Raw genomic sequence first — 17,490 nt, 5'->3', positions numbered from 1 at the left:
CCTCGGCCGATAGAAGAGATTTAACTTATGTTGATGTATTCATTTCGGCAATTTATGACCCTGAGCGGCCATTGAGTGTCTACGAGACTAGGGGCAATTCAGCCTCCGTGCTTAATGCATTTAGCAAAGTTGGAAATATACGATGACTTGGCTTATAACCTGGGTTTAACTAACCGACTGTAAAGAGCTTCGCGCTCGTTTACCGCTCGACTATAGCGTTGCCACTATTGCTTACCACCATGATTTATTCCCTTTTTATGTTCCATTTATCCCTGAAGAGCGCCGTAAACGATGACTTGCATGGGGAATGGGGCACAGTAAACTTGGCGACGGACGTGGCAGTATCACTTGTGAAAGTACTTTGCCACGTTTAAACCCATAACAACCACTAAAATTCACTAAAAAGATGGACTAAATTAGCGGCTCTATAAATCCACTCCCCCTTCTAAGCGCGTTCTGCATTACTTCATAATCAATGTTTGAGCGCTTTTTTTCCGGTAATTTGTCGGCATAGTTAACGATATCCAGCAAGTCGTTCATGTTCGTTTCTTGTTCATTAAACGAAGTAAATGCCTGCAAGTGCGGCAAGTGGTCGGCGTCCCAGCCAAGCTTGACCGGTTCATCGATAATATTGACTTGGGTGCCGTTGGGTATTTGCTCAAATACGGCTTTAATATCATCGGGGTGCATACGGATACAACCCCGACTGGCACGCATACCAATACCATCTGGTTGGTTCGTGCCATGAATTAAATAGCCAGGAATATCCAATAAGATAGCGTGCTGACCGAGTGGGTTATCAGGCCCTGGCGGAACGACACTGGGCGGTGGGTCGCCGCGTTCAGCCGCTTCCTGGCGAACAGATTCGGGTGGATACCAAGCGGGATCCTCAAGGCGCATAGTGGTTTTAGTAATCCCCAATGGTGTATCGAATCCATCTCGGCCGATGCCAATGGGATAAGTCTCGACGCGAGGTGTTTCTCCCTCTTGCACCTCGGGATAGTAGTAAAGCCGCAGCTCTGCGATATTAATGACCACACCTTTACGCTCCACATCCGGCAGTATGTGCTGCGCTGGAATTTGAACCTGCGTCCCTTTACCGGGAACCCAAAGACTGGTGTCAGGATTGGCCCGTCGAATTTCCTCATATCCGACACCGTGCGCGTGAGCAATATCGAGCAAGGTATCCTCTTCGTTCTCTACTTGAACGGTATAAGCTTCACCCACGATATTGCCGGTTTCAGGCAATAGATAATGTCCTGGCGGCCGTGAGGTCTCGCCAAAAGCCGAAAATGAAGCAAGCCACAATGCCACCATGAATACGCAGCGAAGCAGTCGACCACTGACTGCAGGTTTTACAAAGCAAGAGTTCATAAGAAACGTTACTCACTATACGACCAAAAGCTCATTAGGCATGATGAACATTAACTGTAAATGAAGCGTGGATGTGGATAATGGCGGCTTTTGGCATTACATAATGCTGTTTAGTTGTTGGTTTGGATGGTTTCGATCTATCGGCTGCAAAATGGGGCTGCCTCATATTAACTTCATCCCCTAATGGCATACTGCTGATAGAAACCATTTTCTATGACCTTGAGGAGTAAGTATGCGGGTATTACTGGTCGAGGATGATGCCCCGGTAGCGGCTGGCGTCGAAGCAGGATTGGCACTGAGCGGCTTTGTGGTTGATACCGTCACCACCTTGGATACTGCGAAAGGCGCGCTAGCCACCATTAACTACGATGCTGTTATTCTCGACCGTCGATTGCCCGATGGAGATGGTTTGACGTTATTGAAGCATTGGCGTCATGCGAGCGTGGCGACGCCAGTGCTGATGCTAACGGCTCGAGATGCGGTAGCGAGCCGCGTCGAGGGCCTTCAGGGAGGCGCAGACGACTATTTGGTCAAGCCGTTTGATCTTGACGAGTTAACAGCCCGGCTCCAATCGTTATTACGCCGTACGGCAGGGCAAGTGGATCACGCCATTCGTCACGGCAGCCTGGCATTAGACCCCGTCACACGTAGCGTCACGTTGGATGGAGAACCCGTCGTCCTGTTGCGACGCGAGTTAATGCTGCTGGAAGCATTAATTCGAGCTCGCGGGCGAATTCTGAGCGCCGATCAATTGAAGGACTGCCTTTACGGTATTGATGATGAGATCGAAAGCAATGCGCTTAATGTGCACATCTACCAACTGCGTCGCAAGCTGGGACGCAACGTGATCGAAACCGTGCGAGGTTTGGGTTATCGACTTGGCAAATACAACAGTGATGCGACCTCATGAATCTGCGCTTACGTCTGGTTGCTACACTTGGAATTACTCTCGTGCTGCTATGGAGTATCACTGCCATATGGTCAATGCGCGACCTGTCGGCGCAGTTGGAAGAGTCTCTGGATCAGCGTCTGGCTCAATCGGCGCGAATGGTGGCTGGTTTGTTGGATCGCGTGCCAGCAACGTCTTGGAACGGTACAGAAGATGAAACGCCAACGATTCCTTCGCTGGATGGTATCGCTTGTCGAGTATCATCGCTTCGTGGTCAAGTGGTGGCGGGTACGCATCCGGAAATGAACGACGTGCTTGCCGTTGAGGCTGAGGGGTATCGTTATCGCGAGCACAACGGGCAGCGCTGGCGAGTTTACACGTTAGTTGATAACGACAAGCGTATTACGGTGGCTGATCGTCTGAAAGAGAGAGAAGCACTGCTGCTGCAGGTTCGCCGGGCCGCGCTTTACCCATTTCTACTGGCGCTGGTGGGCAGTCTTGTTGCGCTATGGTGGGGGGTAACACGAGGACTTGCGCCGCTTGCCAAGTTACAACAACGACTTATTCTGCGCGAACACAATGACCTTTCGGCACTACCTCTTCATGGATTGCCTGGTGAAATTCGCCCGCTGATCGATAGTTTCAATACGCTACTGGCACGAACGCGACGTATGCTTGAATTGGAGCAGCGCTTTACCGACGATGCTGCCCACGAACTTCGTACACCGTTAACTGCCGTTCGCACACATCTGCAAATCGCGAGGCGTGTTGACGGTCACCAGCAGTACGAAGCGATGCAGCAAGCTGAAGCCGGGGTAGATCGACTAACGAAAACGCTTGGTCAGCTTTTGCTATTGGCGCGAATGGAAAGTGAGGACATCACACGTGCCCGTCGTCCTGATCCTACTCCTCTTGGGGGGGCACTGGTGGCTGCGATGACAGAAACCGGTAGCCGTGATCATTGTCATTATCCCCAAGGCGTTAACCAAGTACATGTCGCCCTATCTGAGCCGCTTCTCGTGACGGTTCTACGCAACCTGCTCGAAAATGCGATGCGTCACGGCGCACCCGGTGCGCCGATAGAGATTTCCGTACAGGAATCAAAGGGAATGACAGTCATCGATATCACTAGTCAAGGTGAAACCATTGCTGCCGAACACCTCTCCCGACTGACGGAGCGCTTTCATCGGGGAGATCATCCTAAAGGTAGTGGCTTGGGTCTTTCGATCGTCGAGGCGATTGTCACCCGGGCAGGAGGCCGAGTGACGTTCGCATCTGGCAATGGTGTTGGGCTACGAGTGACGCTTCAATTGACTTCGGGTTGAACCCGTTTAGATTAAGGTGAATCACTCCCCATAATGGCTCGAAGCTTATCGGGCGAGGGAGCACCCATCACACTGTGCACGTCACCGTTGTCATCCTGATAAAAGGTCGCTGGCGTTGCGAAGAGTTGGCCATCGCGCATTAGCTGGGTGTTTTCGCTAACCCACTGCTCGCTTTGGTCATCCCCTTGATTTTCGGGCATGGCATCGTTGCGGTAATGCTCAGCCAGCGCTTCGCCAGGATTATCCGCATTGAGTATCGCGGCTGCCTTTTCAGGGCTGTCTGCTTTGAGAATACCTACCATCAAATGACGAACCTGAACGTCGCCACTTTCAACCCAGGGTTGGGCGTCTTCCCACAGTTGGCGGCAGTAAGGACAGTTGGGGTCACTAAAGGTATATACGATACGGGGTGCCTCTTTATCGCCATCGCGCACCCAGTGTTGGCTATCCATTTCTTGCCATAACTCGGCGTTTCTTTGACCGTTGACGAGTTGCTCTAGCCGCTCAGCTGAAACGTCCTGGCCCTCGGCATTGATCAGTGTACCAACTAGCGCATGCTCGCCTCCCGAGGTAAGGTATGCCGCAATCGTCTGGCCACGAGCACTACCTGCATATCCAGTCAGCCCGTCCGGCGCATCGAATTCTCCATGAATCGTGAGACCTTGCTGTTCGAGCTCTTGAATAGGGGCGGGCCACTCAGCGGCAGTTGCAGGCAGACTTGTTGCCAGCGCGATGCTAGTCCCAAGCGTTAGTGTGAGGCGTAGTGGTGTCATACAGGCGTTGAAAGCGGCCATGTGTGTTGTCTCCAAAGTGAGGTGAGTTAGAGGTTGAAACGCGCTAGACTGCGATCGAGCGTGGCGCGAGACAGCTCTCCAAAGTGGGTGTCGATAAGCGTGCCATCGGCGTTGTAATAAAGCGTGGTGGGCATGGCCATGGCACCCACGTCATGGCCGAGCGCATTGTTCCGGTCGAGGTAGACATTATCGAGGGTGAGTGACTCTTGCTGTAAAAAGGCACTAACGGTGCTGAGGCTCTCGCCCTGATTGACGAACACGAACGTCACGTCGTCTCGCTCTTGTTGAGCCTGCTCAAATACAGGCATTTCGCGTCGACACGGCGGGCACCAACTGGCCCAAAGATTGACCACCATGGGGCGATCAGCTTCGCTTAGCATAGTGGGAAGAGTCACTTCGTCATGCTTAAGCGTGGTTAACGCCGTCGAAGGAATGCTAGCACCTTGAGATACCATGAGTGTCAGTGCCCCCGCCGTCAGCGACCAGGTCAGAGCCCCTGATATTACGGCTGTCCCGAGAGGGCCGCGCTCGTGAGGTTGGCGCCATAGCCGCCAAGTAAGGTAAACCAAGGCGACGACAAGGCCCGCTAGCGGCTCGAAGCCGCGATCGCGTATGTCAAACCACGACCAGAACGTATCGTAGCTTTCGCCATATTGGACGATGAAAACAAGTCGCGCCCCGATCACACCCAAGAGCATGGCATTGAAGATGCTATCGCCAACGTTGACCTTTCGACGGCGGCCTAGCCAGCCTCCGATGATCAGTGCGATAACTATCGAAAGCATCAGCAAAAGCTGCCCTACGCTCAGAGCTAACGGGCCGATAACGAGGCTGCGATCCAGGGGACTCATGAACCACCTCCAGTGGTACTGCTGCCGGTTTGTTTGGCCTGATCGAAGCGCTTCAGAAATGTGTCAGCGTCTAGTTCGCCGATAATGCGCGCACTGCGCCGCTCGTGCCCGTCAGAGCCGAACCACATTAGCGTTGGCGGCCCAACGATGCCGAAGTGCTCCATGATCTCCTTGTCAGATGCGTCGTAGTTAGTTACGTCGATGCTCAACCGTTGCACATTCTCCAGTTCGGCTTGAACAGTGGGGTCAGCGAAAACTTCCTGTTCGATCACCTTACAAGAGATGCACCAGTCGGCCGTAAATTCGACGAGCGTCATCTGGCCGCTAACCCCGGTTTGGTCAATACGGGCATCAAGCGTGGCTAGATCTTCAACCTCATCAAAGGTAAGCGGTTGCTCATTGTTTGACATCGAATCTGCTGTGTTTGAGCCTCCATTAGTTGATGTAAAAATCGCTAGCGGACGCCAAGGATCAGAGGCACCGCCGGCAGCGCCGATTAACATTAGCGCGCTCCATATGGCTATGCTTGCTGCACTGGCCGTCAAGACTTGAGACGTGATGCCACTAAGGCCTTCGTTCCGAGCAAGCGACATGAGGGCTATCGCAAAGCTAAGTGTTAGAGCGCCCCAAAGGCCGAGAACGATGGCATCAGGTATTACGCGAGCCACAAACCAAATCGCCATCCCCAGTAATACAAAGCCGAAAAGCGCTCTGATGCGAATCATCCAGGCACCCGGCTTAGGTAGAAGCTGGCTACCCACGGTGCCGATCAGGATGAGTGGTAGGCCCATTCCGAGTCCAAGCGATAACAGGGCTGCGCCGCCCAACCAGGGGTTGCCACTATCGGCAATGAACAGTAGCGCTCCCGCTAGCGGTGCGGTCATGCAGGGACCCACTAGCAGTGCAGAGAGCGCGCCCATGATGGCAACCCCTTTTAAACGCCCGCCGCGTTGACGCGCCATGCCTGCATCAAGCCGCTGGCGAAGCGCTCTCGGTAGCTCTAATTCGAACAAGCCAAACATGGCCAAGGCGAGAACGATAAACAGTAGCGAGAACAGGCCTATAAACCAGACGTTCTGAAATAGCATTTGTAGATTGGCGCCTGCCATGGCAGCGGCCACGCCGAGTAACGCATAGGTGGCCGCCATGGGCAGGACGAAGGCAGTAGACATCACGAAGCCTGCCGCTCGGTGGCTCTCGCCCACCTCTCGTCGCCCCACGATCAGGCTCGAAAGGATCGGTATCATCGGCAATACACAAGGCGTGAACGTCAGTAACAGCCCCATGCCGAAGAATGCCGCCAACGTCCAGAACCAATTACCTCCGGCCAGTTGCGCCGCCAATTGCTGGTCTTCTGCCAACGTATTTTCTGGGTCGGAAGTAGGGCTTTCTTCAAATGAGGATTCGTTCGTGGCATCCGATGTTTCGTCCGTTTTGGATATGTCCTGGCCAGCAGACGCTAAGTCAAAGGTCTGTTCCTGAGGTGGATAGCAAAGGCCCGCATCGGCGCAGCCCTGCCAGCGAAGAGTAATCGTTTCAGCGTTGCCAGGCTGGGTGGTCATACTCAACGAATGACGATAAACCTCAGAGCGTCCAAAATACTCGTCCTCAATGGTTTCCCCGTCAGGAATATTCAGCGATAGCTCACGCCCTTCGGCTTCGGCAGAAAAACGGTGCCGATAAAGGTAGTAGTCGGGCTCAATTTGCCAATCAATTTCCAACGATTTGCCATCATGGCTAAGTGTTGGCTTGAAAGCCTGCTCTGGAGGAAGAACGCTCTCGTGCTGACTAAAAAAAGATTGTGCGGTGGCTACTGTAGTAACACTTAGCAAACCCAGTAATAACACCCATTGCACTAGCCAAAAGCAAACGGCCTTTTGTTGTGGCCTGTTCATAGCTCGCATTTCCAGCACTCCTGATTCGATGCTGGGTAGGATGGCTTATGGGGATTAACTGAAAATGAAGCTTTTTCTGCTAATGGCTTGGCTGGTGTACAGACGGCCCTATCTGACACTCGGGAAGTGACCGACGCCCTGCTTTCAGTGGCCCGGAGCAGGATCCCATGAAGTCCCTATCCGCCGTCAACTATGTTAGTTCAGCACTAAAAAGCGAGGTTACAGGATGGGGGCGAGTACAACTTTTGTGCTGCTGGCGGAGCTTTTTTGGGGGTTAGCTGGCGGGGTCGTCGGAATCCTTATGGCCGACGGTTGGGACGCGTTTGTGGTTTCCTTCTACCGGGTTGCGAGCGGACTGCTGTGCGTTCTCGTCTGGATAATACTGCGTCCACAAAGTAGAGGCCTGACAAATCGCCAGTATCGGCGTAACGGGTAACTTCTCATTCTATTTCTTAAGTATTGCGCACGGCAGCGTTGCTGTTGGGGCTGCACTGATGTACAGCGCCCCAGTCTTCGTATATCTCATATCCTTCGCTCTAAGGCTCGAAAGTCCCACGCCGCTGAAGTGGGCCGCGATCGCAGTCGTACTTCTTGGTGTCGAGTTGCTTACACGGATTTATGACATCGGTGCGAGTGGAGTTACGGCGGTGGGTGTAGGTGCTGGTCTGCTTGTCGGACTGTCCTACGCAATATTCATTTTCGGATTCAAGTATGCGGCGCCACATGGTAGCCCGCGGGCTATTCTCTCTATAGCGCTTACAGTACTTGCCACTAATCTTATCTGGCCGAGTGATGTTGGCCAGACGGTTGCTGTCCTGGGCACGCCGGATTGGCCGCCATTCGCAGTACTCGGTGTGCTCGGCGCAGATTTGTATTTTGTTCTTTATAACTTCGGCTTGAAGCATACTGCCCCGGCCGTGGCCACCGTTGTGGAAATGGTCGAACCGGTCACCGCGACGCTGTTCGGAGTCGTAGTGTTAAGCGAAACCCTGGTAGGGCCGCAAATTCTGGGTATGGGATTGATATTAGTCACAGTGACCGCACTGAGCGTCTTTTTTAAGTTCTGGACGGCCACCTCTGGATAGAACCACTAGCTGGTTAGCGCTCTGATCCAAGATCCACCGCTGTGATTACTGCTATCTGTAGGCATCGACAACTAGCGAAGGGTGAACAGAGAAAGGTAACGAGTTATTTCATGGTTTATTTGCTTGTTGCCTAGCTAAATATTACAGAAGGCGCGGAGTAGCCAAACCGCTCAAACTACCCATTATATCAAAACTTACTAAATTTCCGCTCTTGGCCGATAGCTGATTTTGAAGAGCAGCTGCCCTTAATGGCGCCAGGTAGTCTCATGATTATTTCACTTCCTTGGAGGTTCGACACGACGCCTTGATATATCTGGGATTACTGTAGCTTTGCCGCCTAATTTTGCTAGGCGATTAGCACTTTGGATACGCACATAGGCTTTCAAAGCTTCATGAAAAATATCTGATGTATTATCCAGCCTAGGCTCAGCTGCTTTTAAAGCTTGTTCGTATAGTTCATCGTCAATGTCGATACTTATTTTCATGATCAACTCCTTGGGTCGAAAATCAAAATGACCATGCTTGGAAGGGTAGGTGTAGTGGTAGTGGTTTAAAGGAAGCCACTAAGCAATCTTATTTGCTACGTTATGTCGGTTTGCTATAAGTAGATTATCCTGCATGTTCATTTGCTGTGCGAAAAGTTCAACAATGTCTCGTGCATGATCTGGCCGTAAATGGGCGTAATACTTGATAGTTGTCTGGATATCGCTGTGTGCCATTAACTTCGAAACGGTCAGCAAGTCAGCGCCAGCCATAACCAGTTGGGACGCGAAGTTGTGGCGAAGTGTATATAGAACTAGGTCATTTGACAGGTCGGCAAGTGATCGTATTCTTGCCCACGGCTTTTGCATGGCTGTTCTATCCATTCGCTGCCCATTGCGCTGAGAAGCAAACACCAAGCCTGTCTTCGGTTCGCCCAGTTGCTGGTGCCAGATGGTTAGTATATTAAGGGCCGCTGAGGATAAAGGGAAAGTCATTGGCTCAGGGTGATGATGCGCCGTTTTTTCTATCACCTTGCGGATCGTGCCAAAGGTGAGATTGACGTGCTCCCAGCGAAGGCCAGTTATGTCGCCGGGCCTAAAGCCGGTATAATACATTGTCAAAATCCATGGCTTAACGTGATCAACATAAACTAAGCCATCCAAGTCGGGTAGGTATGATTTCCCATGGGCGCGACTTCGGCGACGCTGCTCGCGTTTCTGCTCTTGGTACGCGTCCAGGCCAGCAAATAGCGCCTCGGCTTCATCATTTTCTAGATAACGACGTTGAGACGCTTGATCGGCCATATCGTCGTCATTCATCGCTGGTTTCTGTAGCTTGACGCCTGCGAGTGGGTTAGCAGGTATTACTTGGCGCTCTGTGGCGTGCATCAGCATAGCGTGCATGGCGTCAAAAGAACGCTTTAGGCTGCTAAAGGCCAGTGGCTTGTCTTTATTTTCTTGGCGAGCTTGCCAGCGTTCAACTTCCACACGAGTAAGGCTACTCATCGGCTTATCTAGCCAGTCAGAAAAATCCTTTTGGATTCGGCGCAAAGTTCCTTTGCCGTCCTTCTTGCGATTCTGGTAAGCAGAGTAGGGACCATCTAGGTATGCTCGCAGCGTTTGTTCTTGCTGGCGCTGTTCCTCAGCTTTTGCTTCCTCTAGCACCGCACGCGGGTCGCCACCTTGAGCTACGGTAGCTAGCGCTTCAGTAGCATTTTTGCGCGCCTGGGTCGCTGTTAATGTGCCATAACGGCCAATCGTAAGAATGCGTTGTTTACCTGTCTTTGTGCGATAAAACAAGCGGAAGGTTAAACCACGTTTGCCCGGCCTCACATGATAACCAGCCAATTCAGTATCGAAGACGTTATCGCTCGGCGGCTCCTTGGTTAGCTGCTCAAGCGCTGTGCCGGTTAGCTTCATTTTTCCCGTGGTTGTCATGATTGGTCTCTTACTTTCTAGGTAGCAAATAGGTAGCAAAAATAGAATATAACGGGGTACAGTGGGAAACAACGGCAAAACTATGATTCATGATTAATTTATTACTTTTCAATATGTTGATGTTGTTTATTGTTCCTTTTTGTTTCTGCTTAAATATGGATTAAATGGAATGGGGTTGCAAAGGTCGCAGGTTCGAATCCTGTCACTCCGACCAAGAATACTGATAAAACGCCGCTTACGGGTCATGCCGAGCGGCGTTTTTTGTGCTTGGAAATATTCTGGCAAAATATCGTCAGTTTTCCACCCCGCTTGCGTCATAAGAGAAAAAGGAATCTCACTAGGCGAAGGGCTTGATTCAGATAACTTTATTACACTGTATTAAAACAAAGAGCTTCTCCTGGGATAATTGAACTGATACCGTCGGGAAGTGATGTTGCAGCCTCAATAGGCTTGTGGAATATATGCATGAAAACATCCATTGGTCTGACTCTGAAAGAAATACAAAAAAAGCAGGTTTTGATAACCTGCGTATGTTGATCCAGTTGCAGCATCGCGAGGTGACATGAACGAGTTGCCGCACGTTCCTTCCAGCGGAGAAATCTTTACGCATATCCGCATCATCGTAGGTATGGTGCTGGGGCTCAGCGTTAGTCGCCTGATTATCGGTCTCACGCGTTTCGTTCAACATCCGGGGCGGGAGAAAATTTATCTCATACACTTAGGCTGGGTGCTATTCCTTCTACTGTTCATCATTCATTTCTGGTGGTTTGAATTCGCGCTCGCCCATCGCCCGAACTGGTCCTTCGCAATCTATTTCTTCCTGATATTCTACGCTAGCCTGTTTGCAGCCTTGTCGGCGGTTCTGTTTCCGGATCGCATGGGCGAATATCAGGGGTTTGGTGATTACTTCCAAAAGCGCAGCCGGAGCTTTTATGTTTTGCTGCTAGTGCTCTTGGTCGTCGATGTTATCGACACCCTGATCAAGGGCGGTGACTATTATGCAGCCCACTATGGCTGGTATTACCCGGTTCGCCAGGCGGTGCTGATTGCCGGAACCATATTGGCGCTGGTCTGGCGATCGGAACGCTATCAGGCGGGGTTCGTTGTATTTGCGCTCCTGTTTCAGGTGATCTGGATCGTCAGCCTGTTCGAAGTGATCGATTGACCATCGTCCGGGGCGTCAATATTCGGGAAATAGCGTGTGGTGATACCCATGCCTCGTATAAATTGCTTGGCAACGTGGGTGTTGCATCGGAGACTATGAAGACCGCTATAAAATACGAGCAGCCATGATCACGCGGTCAGTAGTGTTATCCAGGCGAGTGCTAGCACTATGCAAGCGGCGGCAACTGGAACGCCTGCACGGCAAAATTCACGCATGCTAATGGTGATGCCGCGACTTGCCGCCTGCTCAACCACAATAATGCCCGCAAGGCTTCCAAAAATGATGAGGTTACTGGAAAAGCCTGTACTCAATGCCAGCGCTGCACCAAGCGCATCCACATCCCCTGAATGCTGTAAATATGGCGCCAACAGCATTACCGCAGGATTATTCCCAATAACATTACTTAAGACTGAGCCGACAATAAAAAGTGTTGTTGGGTCGGAAAAATCGATGCCTGCCGCCTGCATTTCGGTGATGATCTTTTGCGGTAGTCCTGTCTGTGCGAGGGCTGCATTCACAACAAACAATCCCATCAATAAAAGCAGCAGATTCCCATCAACCGTGCCGAGCACCTCCTTGGAAGATAAGCGGCGGTTCACCAGAATAATACCCGCTGCTGACAGAGCAATAAGTTCGCGAGGTAAGTCTGAAAATACAAAAGCAGAAATTACACCAATAGTCACAATCGCGGCTTTAAGGGTTTCTAGTCGGTCCATTGATGCTATCGGCGCTGGTGGCTCACGTGGCACACTCGGATTATGCGGCGCAAGCTTCCAGTTGCCTCGATAGAGCAGGGCTACAACGCCCCAAACGAGTGGTAAGGAAAGCAGCGCAGGTACCAGTGCAACTTTCATAAACCCGGTAAACGATAAGCCCAGCGCTTGGGCTGCAATCATATTTTGTGGGCTGCCAATAATAGTGGCTACCGAACCGGTGTTGGTCGCAAAGCAAAAGGCCAACAAAAATGGCGTTGGGTTAAGTCCACGAGAGAGGGTTATCGACACTAACAACGGTGTCATGGCAACCACGACTACATCATTCGTTAGCACCGCCGACAGGCCTGCCCCCGTTATTACCAGCAGCGCAAGCAAGCGCGGAGGAGAGACATCCATCGAGGCCACTTTACTGGCGAGCCATGCGTAAAACCCAGAAACGGAAAAAGCACCTGACACGATCATTAGCCCGAATAATAAGCCGACCGTTTCATAATCGATTGCATTCCAGGCAGCCTCATCGGTAATCCGCTGAAAGCCAATCATGGCGACAGCACCAACGACGGCAGCGCCCGTTCGATCAACACGAAAACCAGGAAGATGGCCGAGTGCTAATGCCAGATAGACCAGTAGAAATATGATGACAGTTATATCCACTTTATCCTCGTGCCAACGATTTTGGTGCCTACGTATAAAAGACAGTAGTGCTAATGCCTAAAAGCTTATGCCAGACCCGTTTTGCCGGGCCCTTTGGCCGCCGGGTTAATCTCGGCTTGCGCCAATGTTTTTTCGAGTAGCTGGTCATAAATGGGGCGCCCGCCGATCCATTGAGCCACCATATTGGCAGTGACACATGTGGCTATCAGAGGCATAACCATTGTATAGGAAGCTGTCAGCTCAAGGGTCAGGGCTACGCCGACCACGGGAGCGCGCACTGAGGCCGAGAACAGACCGCCCATCGCCGCTATACCGAATGCTAGTGGGACGATGCCGGCTGATGGCGCTAAGGCATCAAGGGTGCCACCAAAAGCCAAGCCAACGCACATTGATAAAGCCAGCATAGGCGCGAAGATACCGCCTGGTGTGCCGGCTGAATAACTGGTAACCATCGTGCAATAGCGCATTATCGCCAATAGCAGAAGAAACATTAATCCTTGGCTGTGCTCAGCAATAAACGTCAGAGCATATTCGCCACCTGTCACGGATAACGGCATGAGAATAAGCAGCGCTCCAACTGCAAAGCCGACAAGCGCGGGAAAGAGGTAGGGGATGCGTGCATTGATGCTCGATGCGAGTACCGCCATGTGCATAAGGCCTGCATTCAATGCAACACCGAGAACGCCGAGAAGGCAGCCAAGCGCCACAAACGCTGGCAGCAGCCAATTTTCAGGGGCTGCAACCAACATGGAAAAATCGGGCGCTGTACCCCCGATGACTTGCGTCATCACGGTTGCCAGCAGCGCGGCAACGATAATGCCCATATACGTCCGGAACGTATAAGGAAACTGACGGTGTGTCTCTTCAATGATGAAAAGAATAGCAGCAAGGGGAGCATTGAAGGCGCAAGCCAAGCCAGCCGCTGCACCAGCGCCAAGCATACCGCGCCGCTCAGTTTCGCTTACCTTAAAAAAATCGGTGATCGCCGCGGAAAACGAAGCACCGATATGAATGGTGGGGCCTTCACGTCCAAGGACCATGCCAGAAGCAATGGCCGCCACGCCCGTGAAGAACTTGATAGGAAGCACCCGGCGCCAGTGGACGGTTCTTAAGCCCAGCATGGCACCTTCAATTTCTTGCACGCCACTGCCACGCGCCTCAGGGGCATAGCGGTTCACGAAATAGGCGGAAAGAACCGTAATGCACATCGTGATTAGCGCAGCCGAGATAATGAGCACAGTACCGCTAATATGTTCAGCCAACAGATGTGGCCAAACCTGGAGACGGTCGATCAAAAGGTGGAAAAACGAGCCGACCGTGCCTGTTAATATTCCCGTTATTCCGGCAAGTGTGACATAGCGTATCTGGGCATTACGATTTCCCGGTCTGTCTAGATTTTCGACAGGATCGTCCATCATTGAGTATCTCAGTTTGGATAGTTCAGGGAGACATGCTCTGTCTCCCCGTTGGGTGCCCAGCACCTTGCTGAATATGCCTGAAGTAGTGAGCTTAAAAAATCACATTTCCGTTTGATTCAGTTCAGTAGTCCCATCTGAGAGGTTCTGCCTCACAGCGCATGTGATCAGAGTGAAACCTCTGCTTTTGTGATGGTGACGGGAATGGATTTATAAGCAGGGACCTCGCTTTCGTGGTCCTTGTCATCCAGACCAACAAGGCAGTTGGCTTCCGGGAAATACGTTGCCAATGAGCCGCGCGAAATCGAATAATCAACCAGGGTCAGCCCTGCCAAAATTCGATCTCCTGACCGTACGTCGACGACATCACCTTCTTCGAGCCCCAGGTCTGCTAGATCATCACGATTTGCGAACAGTACATCACGCCTGCCGTGGACGCCTCGATAACGGTCATTCAAGCCGTATATTGTTGTATTGTATTGATCATGGCTACGTATGGTGGTCAGTGTGAGTGCTGTATCATCGCGTCCGTCATCCTCGTCTGTACCCGACATGACAAGGAAATGCGCTTTGCCGTCAGGCGTATCCCATTCTCGCTGACTTGCACCAACTCTCAGGCGAAAGCCGCCTGGTTTTTGAATACGCTCATTGAAGTCAAAGAAATCCGGAAAAACAGCCTCAATTTTGTCACGGATTTGGTTGTAGTCGGCAATCAGCGCCTTCCAGTCGACGGCCGTTTCGGGCAGTGTTGCCATGGCGAGGCCTGCAATGATGGCGGGCTCTGAGCGCAGTTCATCTGATGCGGGCTTTAGGCCGCCCCTTGATGCATGGACCATCGACATTGAGTCTTCGACAGTGATGCTTTGTGGGCCCGTTTCCTGGATATCATGCTCGGTTCGGCCTAAGCACGGTAGGATGATGGTTTCATGTGCTGTCAGCAGGCAGGTTCTGTTGAGTTTTGTGACAATCTGGATGTTGAGATCAAGGCCGCGGAAGGCATCGTAGGCGATTTGGGGATCGCTCATGGCGACGGCAAAGTTACCGCCCAAACCGATGAATGTCTTTGATCGTCCATCACGCATCGCAGCCAGTGCGTTGACGGCATTATGACCATGGGCACGAGGGCTTTTAATACCAAATGCCTTATCTAGCCGCGACAGAAATGCCTCGTTTGGAATCTCTGTGATACCGACCGTTCTATCACCTTGAACATTGGAGTGGCCCCGCAATGGGCAAATTCCAGCACCGGGGCGTCCCATATTTCCGCGTAGTAGAAGCAGGTTGACCATTTGCTGGATGGCTTCTGTCCCATGCCGGTGCTGGGTGATACCCATGCCATAGCAGAAGATAACGTTCTCGGCAGATGCATAGATGTCTGTAAGCGCTTCAATTTGTTCACGCGGTAGGCCCGAACGGCGAATAATAGTGTCCCAGTCTGTGTTTTCAATATCCGACTTCAGCGCCTCAAAGCCAACCGTGTGTTCGGCAATAAAAGAGCGATCAAGCAGGCCGCTCCCACCTGCGTTCATGTTTTTCGTATCAGCATCAAACAGCGATTTCATAATGCCTTTGAACACGGCTACGTCGCCGCCGACCTTCACCTGAAAATAAGCACGATCAATACCTGTTGCGCTATCAGTGAGCATTTCACCGGGCGATTGTGGGTCCTGAAACCGCTCCAGACCTCGTTCACGTAACGGGTTAATAACCACCACCGGCTTTCCGCGCTTCGAGACATCCGCCAGTGTTCTGAGCATACGTGGGTGGTTGGTTCCAGGGTTATGTCCTATACAAAAAACGGCATCAGCCTGCTCAAAATCATTAAGCGTCACTGTCCCTTTGCCGATGCCAATCGATTTTGGTAGCCCGACACTGGTAGGCTCATGACACATGTTGGAACAGTCGGGAAAATTATTCGAGCCGAATTCACGTGCAAAAAGCTGATAAAGAAAGGCAGCTTCGTTGGATGCCCGTCCTGAGGTATAGAACTCCGCTTGCGTAGGATCGTCGAGATTATTCAGAGCGTCTGCAGCCCGGCTAAATGCTTCTTCCCAGCTTATTGGAACGAAACGATCAGTTTGGGCATCAAAACGTACAGGCTGCGTCAAACGCCCTTGGTTTTCCAGCTGGTGATCCGACCATTCCCAAAGCTCTGAAACGGTGTGTGTGTCAAAGAATTCTGACGTGACGCGTTTGGATGTCGCCTCCCAAGTGACGGCCTTGGCGCCATTTTCGCAAAATTCAAACGATGATGTGTGTTCGGGGTCCGGCCATGCACAGCCTGGGCAGTCAAAGCCATCGGGCTGATTCATTTGCAATAATGCGCGCGTATGGGTACTCATCCCCATTTCTTCACGCACTGCTTCGGCGACAGCTTTGAGTGCTCCCCACCCGCCAGCCGGTTTATTATAAATCTTGATTCCTTTGGCCATGCTGGTTCGTCCCCCGGTGTGTTTTAAAGCATTTAATTATTGGTAATATAGATTAATTCTTAATGTTAGCTTAGCAAATGCTTTCGGCAAAACCGATTGTTTTCTATCTTGGGAAAATTGCTTGCCACAATAGCGCGTTATGTGTGGCTCGCTAAAGATTTTGTCTATCAAGGACGCATTAGAACGAAAAAAGAAGTAAATGTGAGAAGGCTGCACAGGTTGGTGACACGAACATGTCACTTTTCCTACCAAGAGATTTTTGCCAAGGAAAGAGCGGGGTTTGCTAGTTACTCAGCTGCACACTCTTGGCCTCAGCACACTGCTGAGCGTTATCCATTTCAAGGAGAGCCGTATGGACCGTATTTTTGCGTGGGATGACCATCATAGTCGAGTGGTTTATCGCATACCCGGCTGTACTCATAAGGATGGACGTGAGGATAGCGATTTGTCGCCGGTATGGTTGCCTGCAAAGGCGTCTGAGCTGCCGGAAAATGTGCGCCTTGAAGATCTTCGAAGGGTATCGGTGGAAGAGTAAGTGAAAAAAGCCAGAAAGGGCACTGGCGAGCTTAATAATATGCCCTGCCAGTGCCACTCCAGTATTACGGTGTTAATATGTCAATGACTTTAACTTCATAATTGTCATCATGAATGGCGACTACCTTGATAAGAACGTCTCTCGACACCTGTTTATATTCATCACGTTTATCAATTAGGCCAAAATGCTCTCGCTCGTCGCCGACAGTTAATGCGTCATTAAAATCCGTTTTTGGCAACATCAGTATATCGTCAATCATTATGGACATGGTATTTCTCCATCAGCCGTCGTTATTTCATACTACTTTTTTTAGGACTCCGTTAAAACGTTTTAGTTTGCTTGTGACCACACAATGGCTGCGTTAAAGGTGGCTTTAATGTTTGTTAATTTAGCTATAGAAAAGCCGCCGACAAATGGCGTGAGCGGCTTTTAGGGAAAGCC

The 17,490-nt window shown here is 51.2% G+C and carries 15 protein-coding genes; 5 read left to right on the top strand and 10 right to left on the bottom strand.

Going from position 1 to position 17,490, the window contains the following annotated elements; all coding sequences use genetic code 11:
* Positions 1-411: 411 nt before the first annotated feature.
* Positions 412-1,317: a L,D-transpeptidase family protein gene (locus tag ACT3T7_RS18015; protein WP_444631867.1), complete on the bottom strand. Its 906-nt coding sequence runs from the start codon at positions 1,315-1,317 to the stop codon at positions 412-414.
* Between the two features lie 289 nt (positions 1,318-1,606).
* Here ACT3T7_RS18015 and ACT3T7_RS18010 point away from each other — a divergent pair, with 289 nt between their 5' ends.
* Together ACT3T7_RS18010 and ACT3T7_RS18005 are read left to right on the top strand one after the other, a co-directional pair.
* Positions 1,607-2,284 (top strand): response regulator, encoded by a 678-nt coding sequence (locus tag ACT3T7_RS18010; RefSeq protein WP_087108432.1) that lies wholly within the window; start codon positions 1,607-1,609, stop codon positions 2,282-2,284.
* Positions 2,281-3,588, top strand: coding sequence for an ATP-binding protein (locus ACT3T7_RS18005; RefSeq protein WP_172117336.1), 1,308 nt, complete (start codon positions 2,281-2,283; stop codon positions 3,586-3,588). Before ACT3T7_RS18010 ends, ACT3T7_RS18005 begins: the two co-directional genes overlap by 4 nt.
* 11 nt (positions 3,589-3,599) lie before the next feature.
* Here ACT3T7_RS18005 and dsbG read toward each other — a convergent pair whose 3' ends face one another.
* The 3 genes from dsbG to dsbD are packed head-to-tail and all read right to left on the bottom strand — an operon-like array spanning position 3,600 to position 7,128.
* Positions 3,600-4,382 (bottom strand): thiol:disulfide interchange protein DsbG, encoded by a 783-nt coding sequence (gene dsbG / locus ACT3T7_RS18000; RefSeq protein ID WP_225733647.1) that lies wholly within the window; start codon positions 4,380-4,382, stop codon positions 3,600-3,602.
* Between the two features lie 26 nt (positions 4,383-4,408).
* Positions 4,409-5,233 carry a prolipoprotein diacylglyceryl transferase family protein gene (locus tag ACT3T7_RS17995; RefSeq protein WP_444631863.1) on the bottom strand — a complete coding sequence of 275 codons (825 nt, stop codon included), beginning with the start codon at positions 5,231-5,233 and terminating at the stop codon, positions 4,409-4,411.
* A complete protein-coding gene (dsbD, locus tag ACT3T7_RS17990; RefSeq protein WP_444631861.1) occupies positions 5,230-7,128 on the bottom strand; it encodes a protein-disulfide reductase DsbD in 1,899 nt (632 codons plus the stop codon). The genes ACT3T7_RS17995 and dsbD overlap by 4 nt, the downstream gene beginning before the upstream one ends.
* Before the next feature lie 410 nt (positions 7,129-7,538).
* On the opposite strand from dsbD, the gene ACT3T7_RS17985 reads away from it, so the two are divergent.
* Complete coding sequence (locus tag ACT3T7_RS17985; RefSeq protein WP_444631865.1) at positions 7,539-8,213, top strand: DMT family transporter; 675 nt, start codon at positions 7,539-7,541, stop codon at positions 8,211-8,213.
* A 275-nt stretch (positions 8,214-8,488) separates the two neighbouring features.
* Here ACT3T7_RS17985 and ACT3T7_RS17980 read toward each other — a convergent pair whose 3' ends face one another.
* Together ACT3T7_RS17980 and ACT3T7_RS17975 are read right to left on the bottom strand one after the other, a co-directional pair.
* Complete coding sequence (locus tag ACT3T7_RS17980) at positions 8,489-8,698, bottom strand: type II toxin-antitoxin system VapB family antitoxin (RefSeq protein WP_444631859.1); 210 nt, start codon at positions 8,696-8,698, stop codon at positions 8,489-8,491.
* A gap of 78 nt (positions 8,699-8,776) precedes the next feature.
* Entirely contained in the window at positions 8,777-10,132 is a 1,356-nt protein-coding gene (locus tag ACT3T7_RS17975) for a tyrosine-type recombinase/integrase (protein WP_444631858.1), read from the bottom strand.
* 562 nt (positions 10,133-10,694) lie between these two features.
* Here ACT3T7_RS17975 and ACT3T7_RS17970 point away from each other — a divergent pair.
* A complete protein-coding gene (locus tag ACT3T7_RS17970) occupies positions 10,695-11,297 on the top strand; it encodes a hypothetical protein (protein WP_172116561.1) in 603 nt (200 codons plus the stop codon).
* 128 nt (positions 11,298-11,425) lie between these two features.
* On the opposite strand, the gene ACT3T7_RS17965 is transcribed toward ACT3T7_RS17970, so the two are convergent.
* The 3 genes from ACT3T7_RS17965 to ACT3T7_RS17955 form a co-directional block, all read right to left on the bottom strand.
* Positions 11,426-12,667: an ArsB/NhaD family transporter gene (locus tag ACT3T7_RS17965; protein ID WP_172116562.1), complete on the bottom strand. Its 1,242-nt coding sequence runs from the start codon at positions 12,665-12,667 to the stop codon at positions 11,426-11,428.
* A gap of 65 nt (positions 12,668-12,732) precedes the next feature.
* Positions 12,733-14,085, bottom strand: a complete 1,353-nt coding sequence (clcA, locus tag ACT3T7_RS17960) for a H(+)/Cl(-) exchange transporter ClcA (RefSeq protein ID WP_444631856.1) — start codon at positions 14,083-14,085, stop codon at positions 12,733-12,735.
* 164 nt (positions 14,086-14,249) lie between these two features.
* A complete protein-coding gene (locus tag ACT3T7_RS17955) occupies positions 14,250-16,514 on the bottom strand; it encodes an FdhF/YdeP family oxidoreductase (RefSeq protein WP_172116563.1) in 2,265 nt (754 codons plus the stop codon).
* 352 nt (positions 16,515-16,866) lie between these two features.
* On the opposite strand from ACT3T7_RS17955, the gene ACT3T7_RS17950 reads away from it, so the two are divergent.
* Positions 16,867-17,049: a hypothetical protein gene (locus tag ACT3T7_RS17950; RefSeq protein ID WP_444631854.1), complete on the top strand. Its 183-nt coding sequence runs from the start codon at positions 16,867-16,869 to the stop codon at positions 17,047-17,049.
* A 64-nt stretch (positions 17,050-17,113) separates the two neighbouring features.
* Here the strand turns inward: ACT3T7_RS17950 and ACT3T7_RS17945 are convergent, their stop codons facing one another.
* On the bottom strand, positions 17,114-17,317 hold the full coding sequence (locus ACT3T7_RS17945) for a hypothetical protein (protein WP_193053515.1): 204 nt from the start codon (positions 17,315-17,317) through the stop codon (positions 17,114-17,116).
* Positions 17,318-17,490 lie beyond the last annotated feature (173 nt).

The sequence above is a fragment of the Halomonas sp. 111 genome (genome assembly GCF_052379685.1).
Taxonomy (GTDB): Bacteria; Pseudomonadota; Gammaproteobacteria; order Pseudomonadales; family Halomonadaceae; genus Vreelandella; species Vreelandella citrativorans.
The sequence above is the reverse complement of the archived record's forward strand: the minus strand, read 5'-3'. Positions and strand labels throughout refer to the sequence as shown.

Excerpts from the sequence above, each read along its gene's own strand:
- ACT3T7_RS17970 (WP_172116561.1), top strand. The coding sequence starts at position 10,695 with ATGAACGAGTTGCCGCACGTTCCTTCCAGCGGAGAAATCTTTACGCAT.
- ACT3T7_RS17955 (WP_172116563.1), bottom strand. The coding sequence starts at position 16,514 with ATGGCCAAAGGAATCAAGATTTATAATAAACCGGCTGGCGGGTGGGGA.
- clcA (WP_444631856.1), bottom strand. The coding sequence starts at position 14,085 with ATGATGGACGATCCTGTCGAAAATCTAGACAGACCGGGAAATCGTAAT.
- ACT3T7_RS18010 (WP_087108432.1), top strand. The coding sequence starts at position 1,607 with ATGCGGGTATTACTGGTCGAGGATGATGCCCCGGTAGCGGCTGGCGTC.
- dsbD (WP_444631861.1), bottom strand. The coding sequence starts at position 7,128 with ATGAACAGGCCACAACAAAAGGCCGTTTGCTTTTGGCTAGTGCAATGG.
- ACT3T7_RS17975 (WP_444631858.1), bottom strand. The coding sequence starts at position 10,132 with ATGACAACCACGGGAAAAATGAAGCTAACCGGCACAGCGCTTGAGCAG.
- ACT3T7_RS18015 (WP_444631867.1), bottom strand. The coding sequence starts at position 1,317 with ATGGTGGCATTGTGGCTTGCTTCATTTTCGGCTTTTGGCGAGACCTCA.
- ACT3T7_RS17980 (WP_444631859.1), bottom strand. The coding sequence starts at position 8,698 with ATGAAAATAAGTATCGACATTGACGATGAACTATACGAACAAGCTTTA.
- ACT3T7_RS17995 (WP_444631863.1), bottom strand. The coding sequence starts at position 5,233 with ATGAGTCCCCTGGATCGCAGCCTCGTTATCGGCCCGTTAGCTCTGAGC.
- ACT3T7_RS17945 (WP_193053515.1), bottom strand. The coding sequence starts at position 17,317 with ATGTCCATAATGATTGACGATATACTGATGTTGCCAAAAACGGATTTT.
- ACT3T7_RS17950 (WP_444631854.1), top strand. The coding sequence starts at position 16,867 with ATGGACCGTATTTTTGCGTGGGATGACCATCATAGTCGAGTGGTTTAT.
- ACT3T7_RS18005 (WP_172117336.1), top strand. The coding sequence starts at position 2,281 with ATGAATCTGCGCTTACGTCTGGTTGCTACACTTGGAATTACTCTCGTG.
- dsbG (WP_225733647.1), bottom strand. The coding sequence starts at position 4,382 with ATGGCCGCTTTCAACGCCTGTATGACACCACTACGCCTCACACTAACG.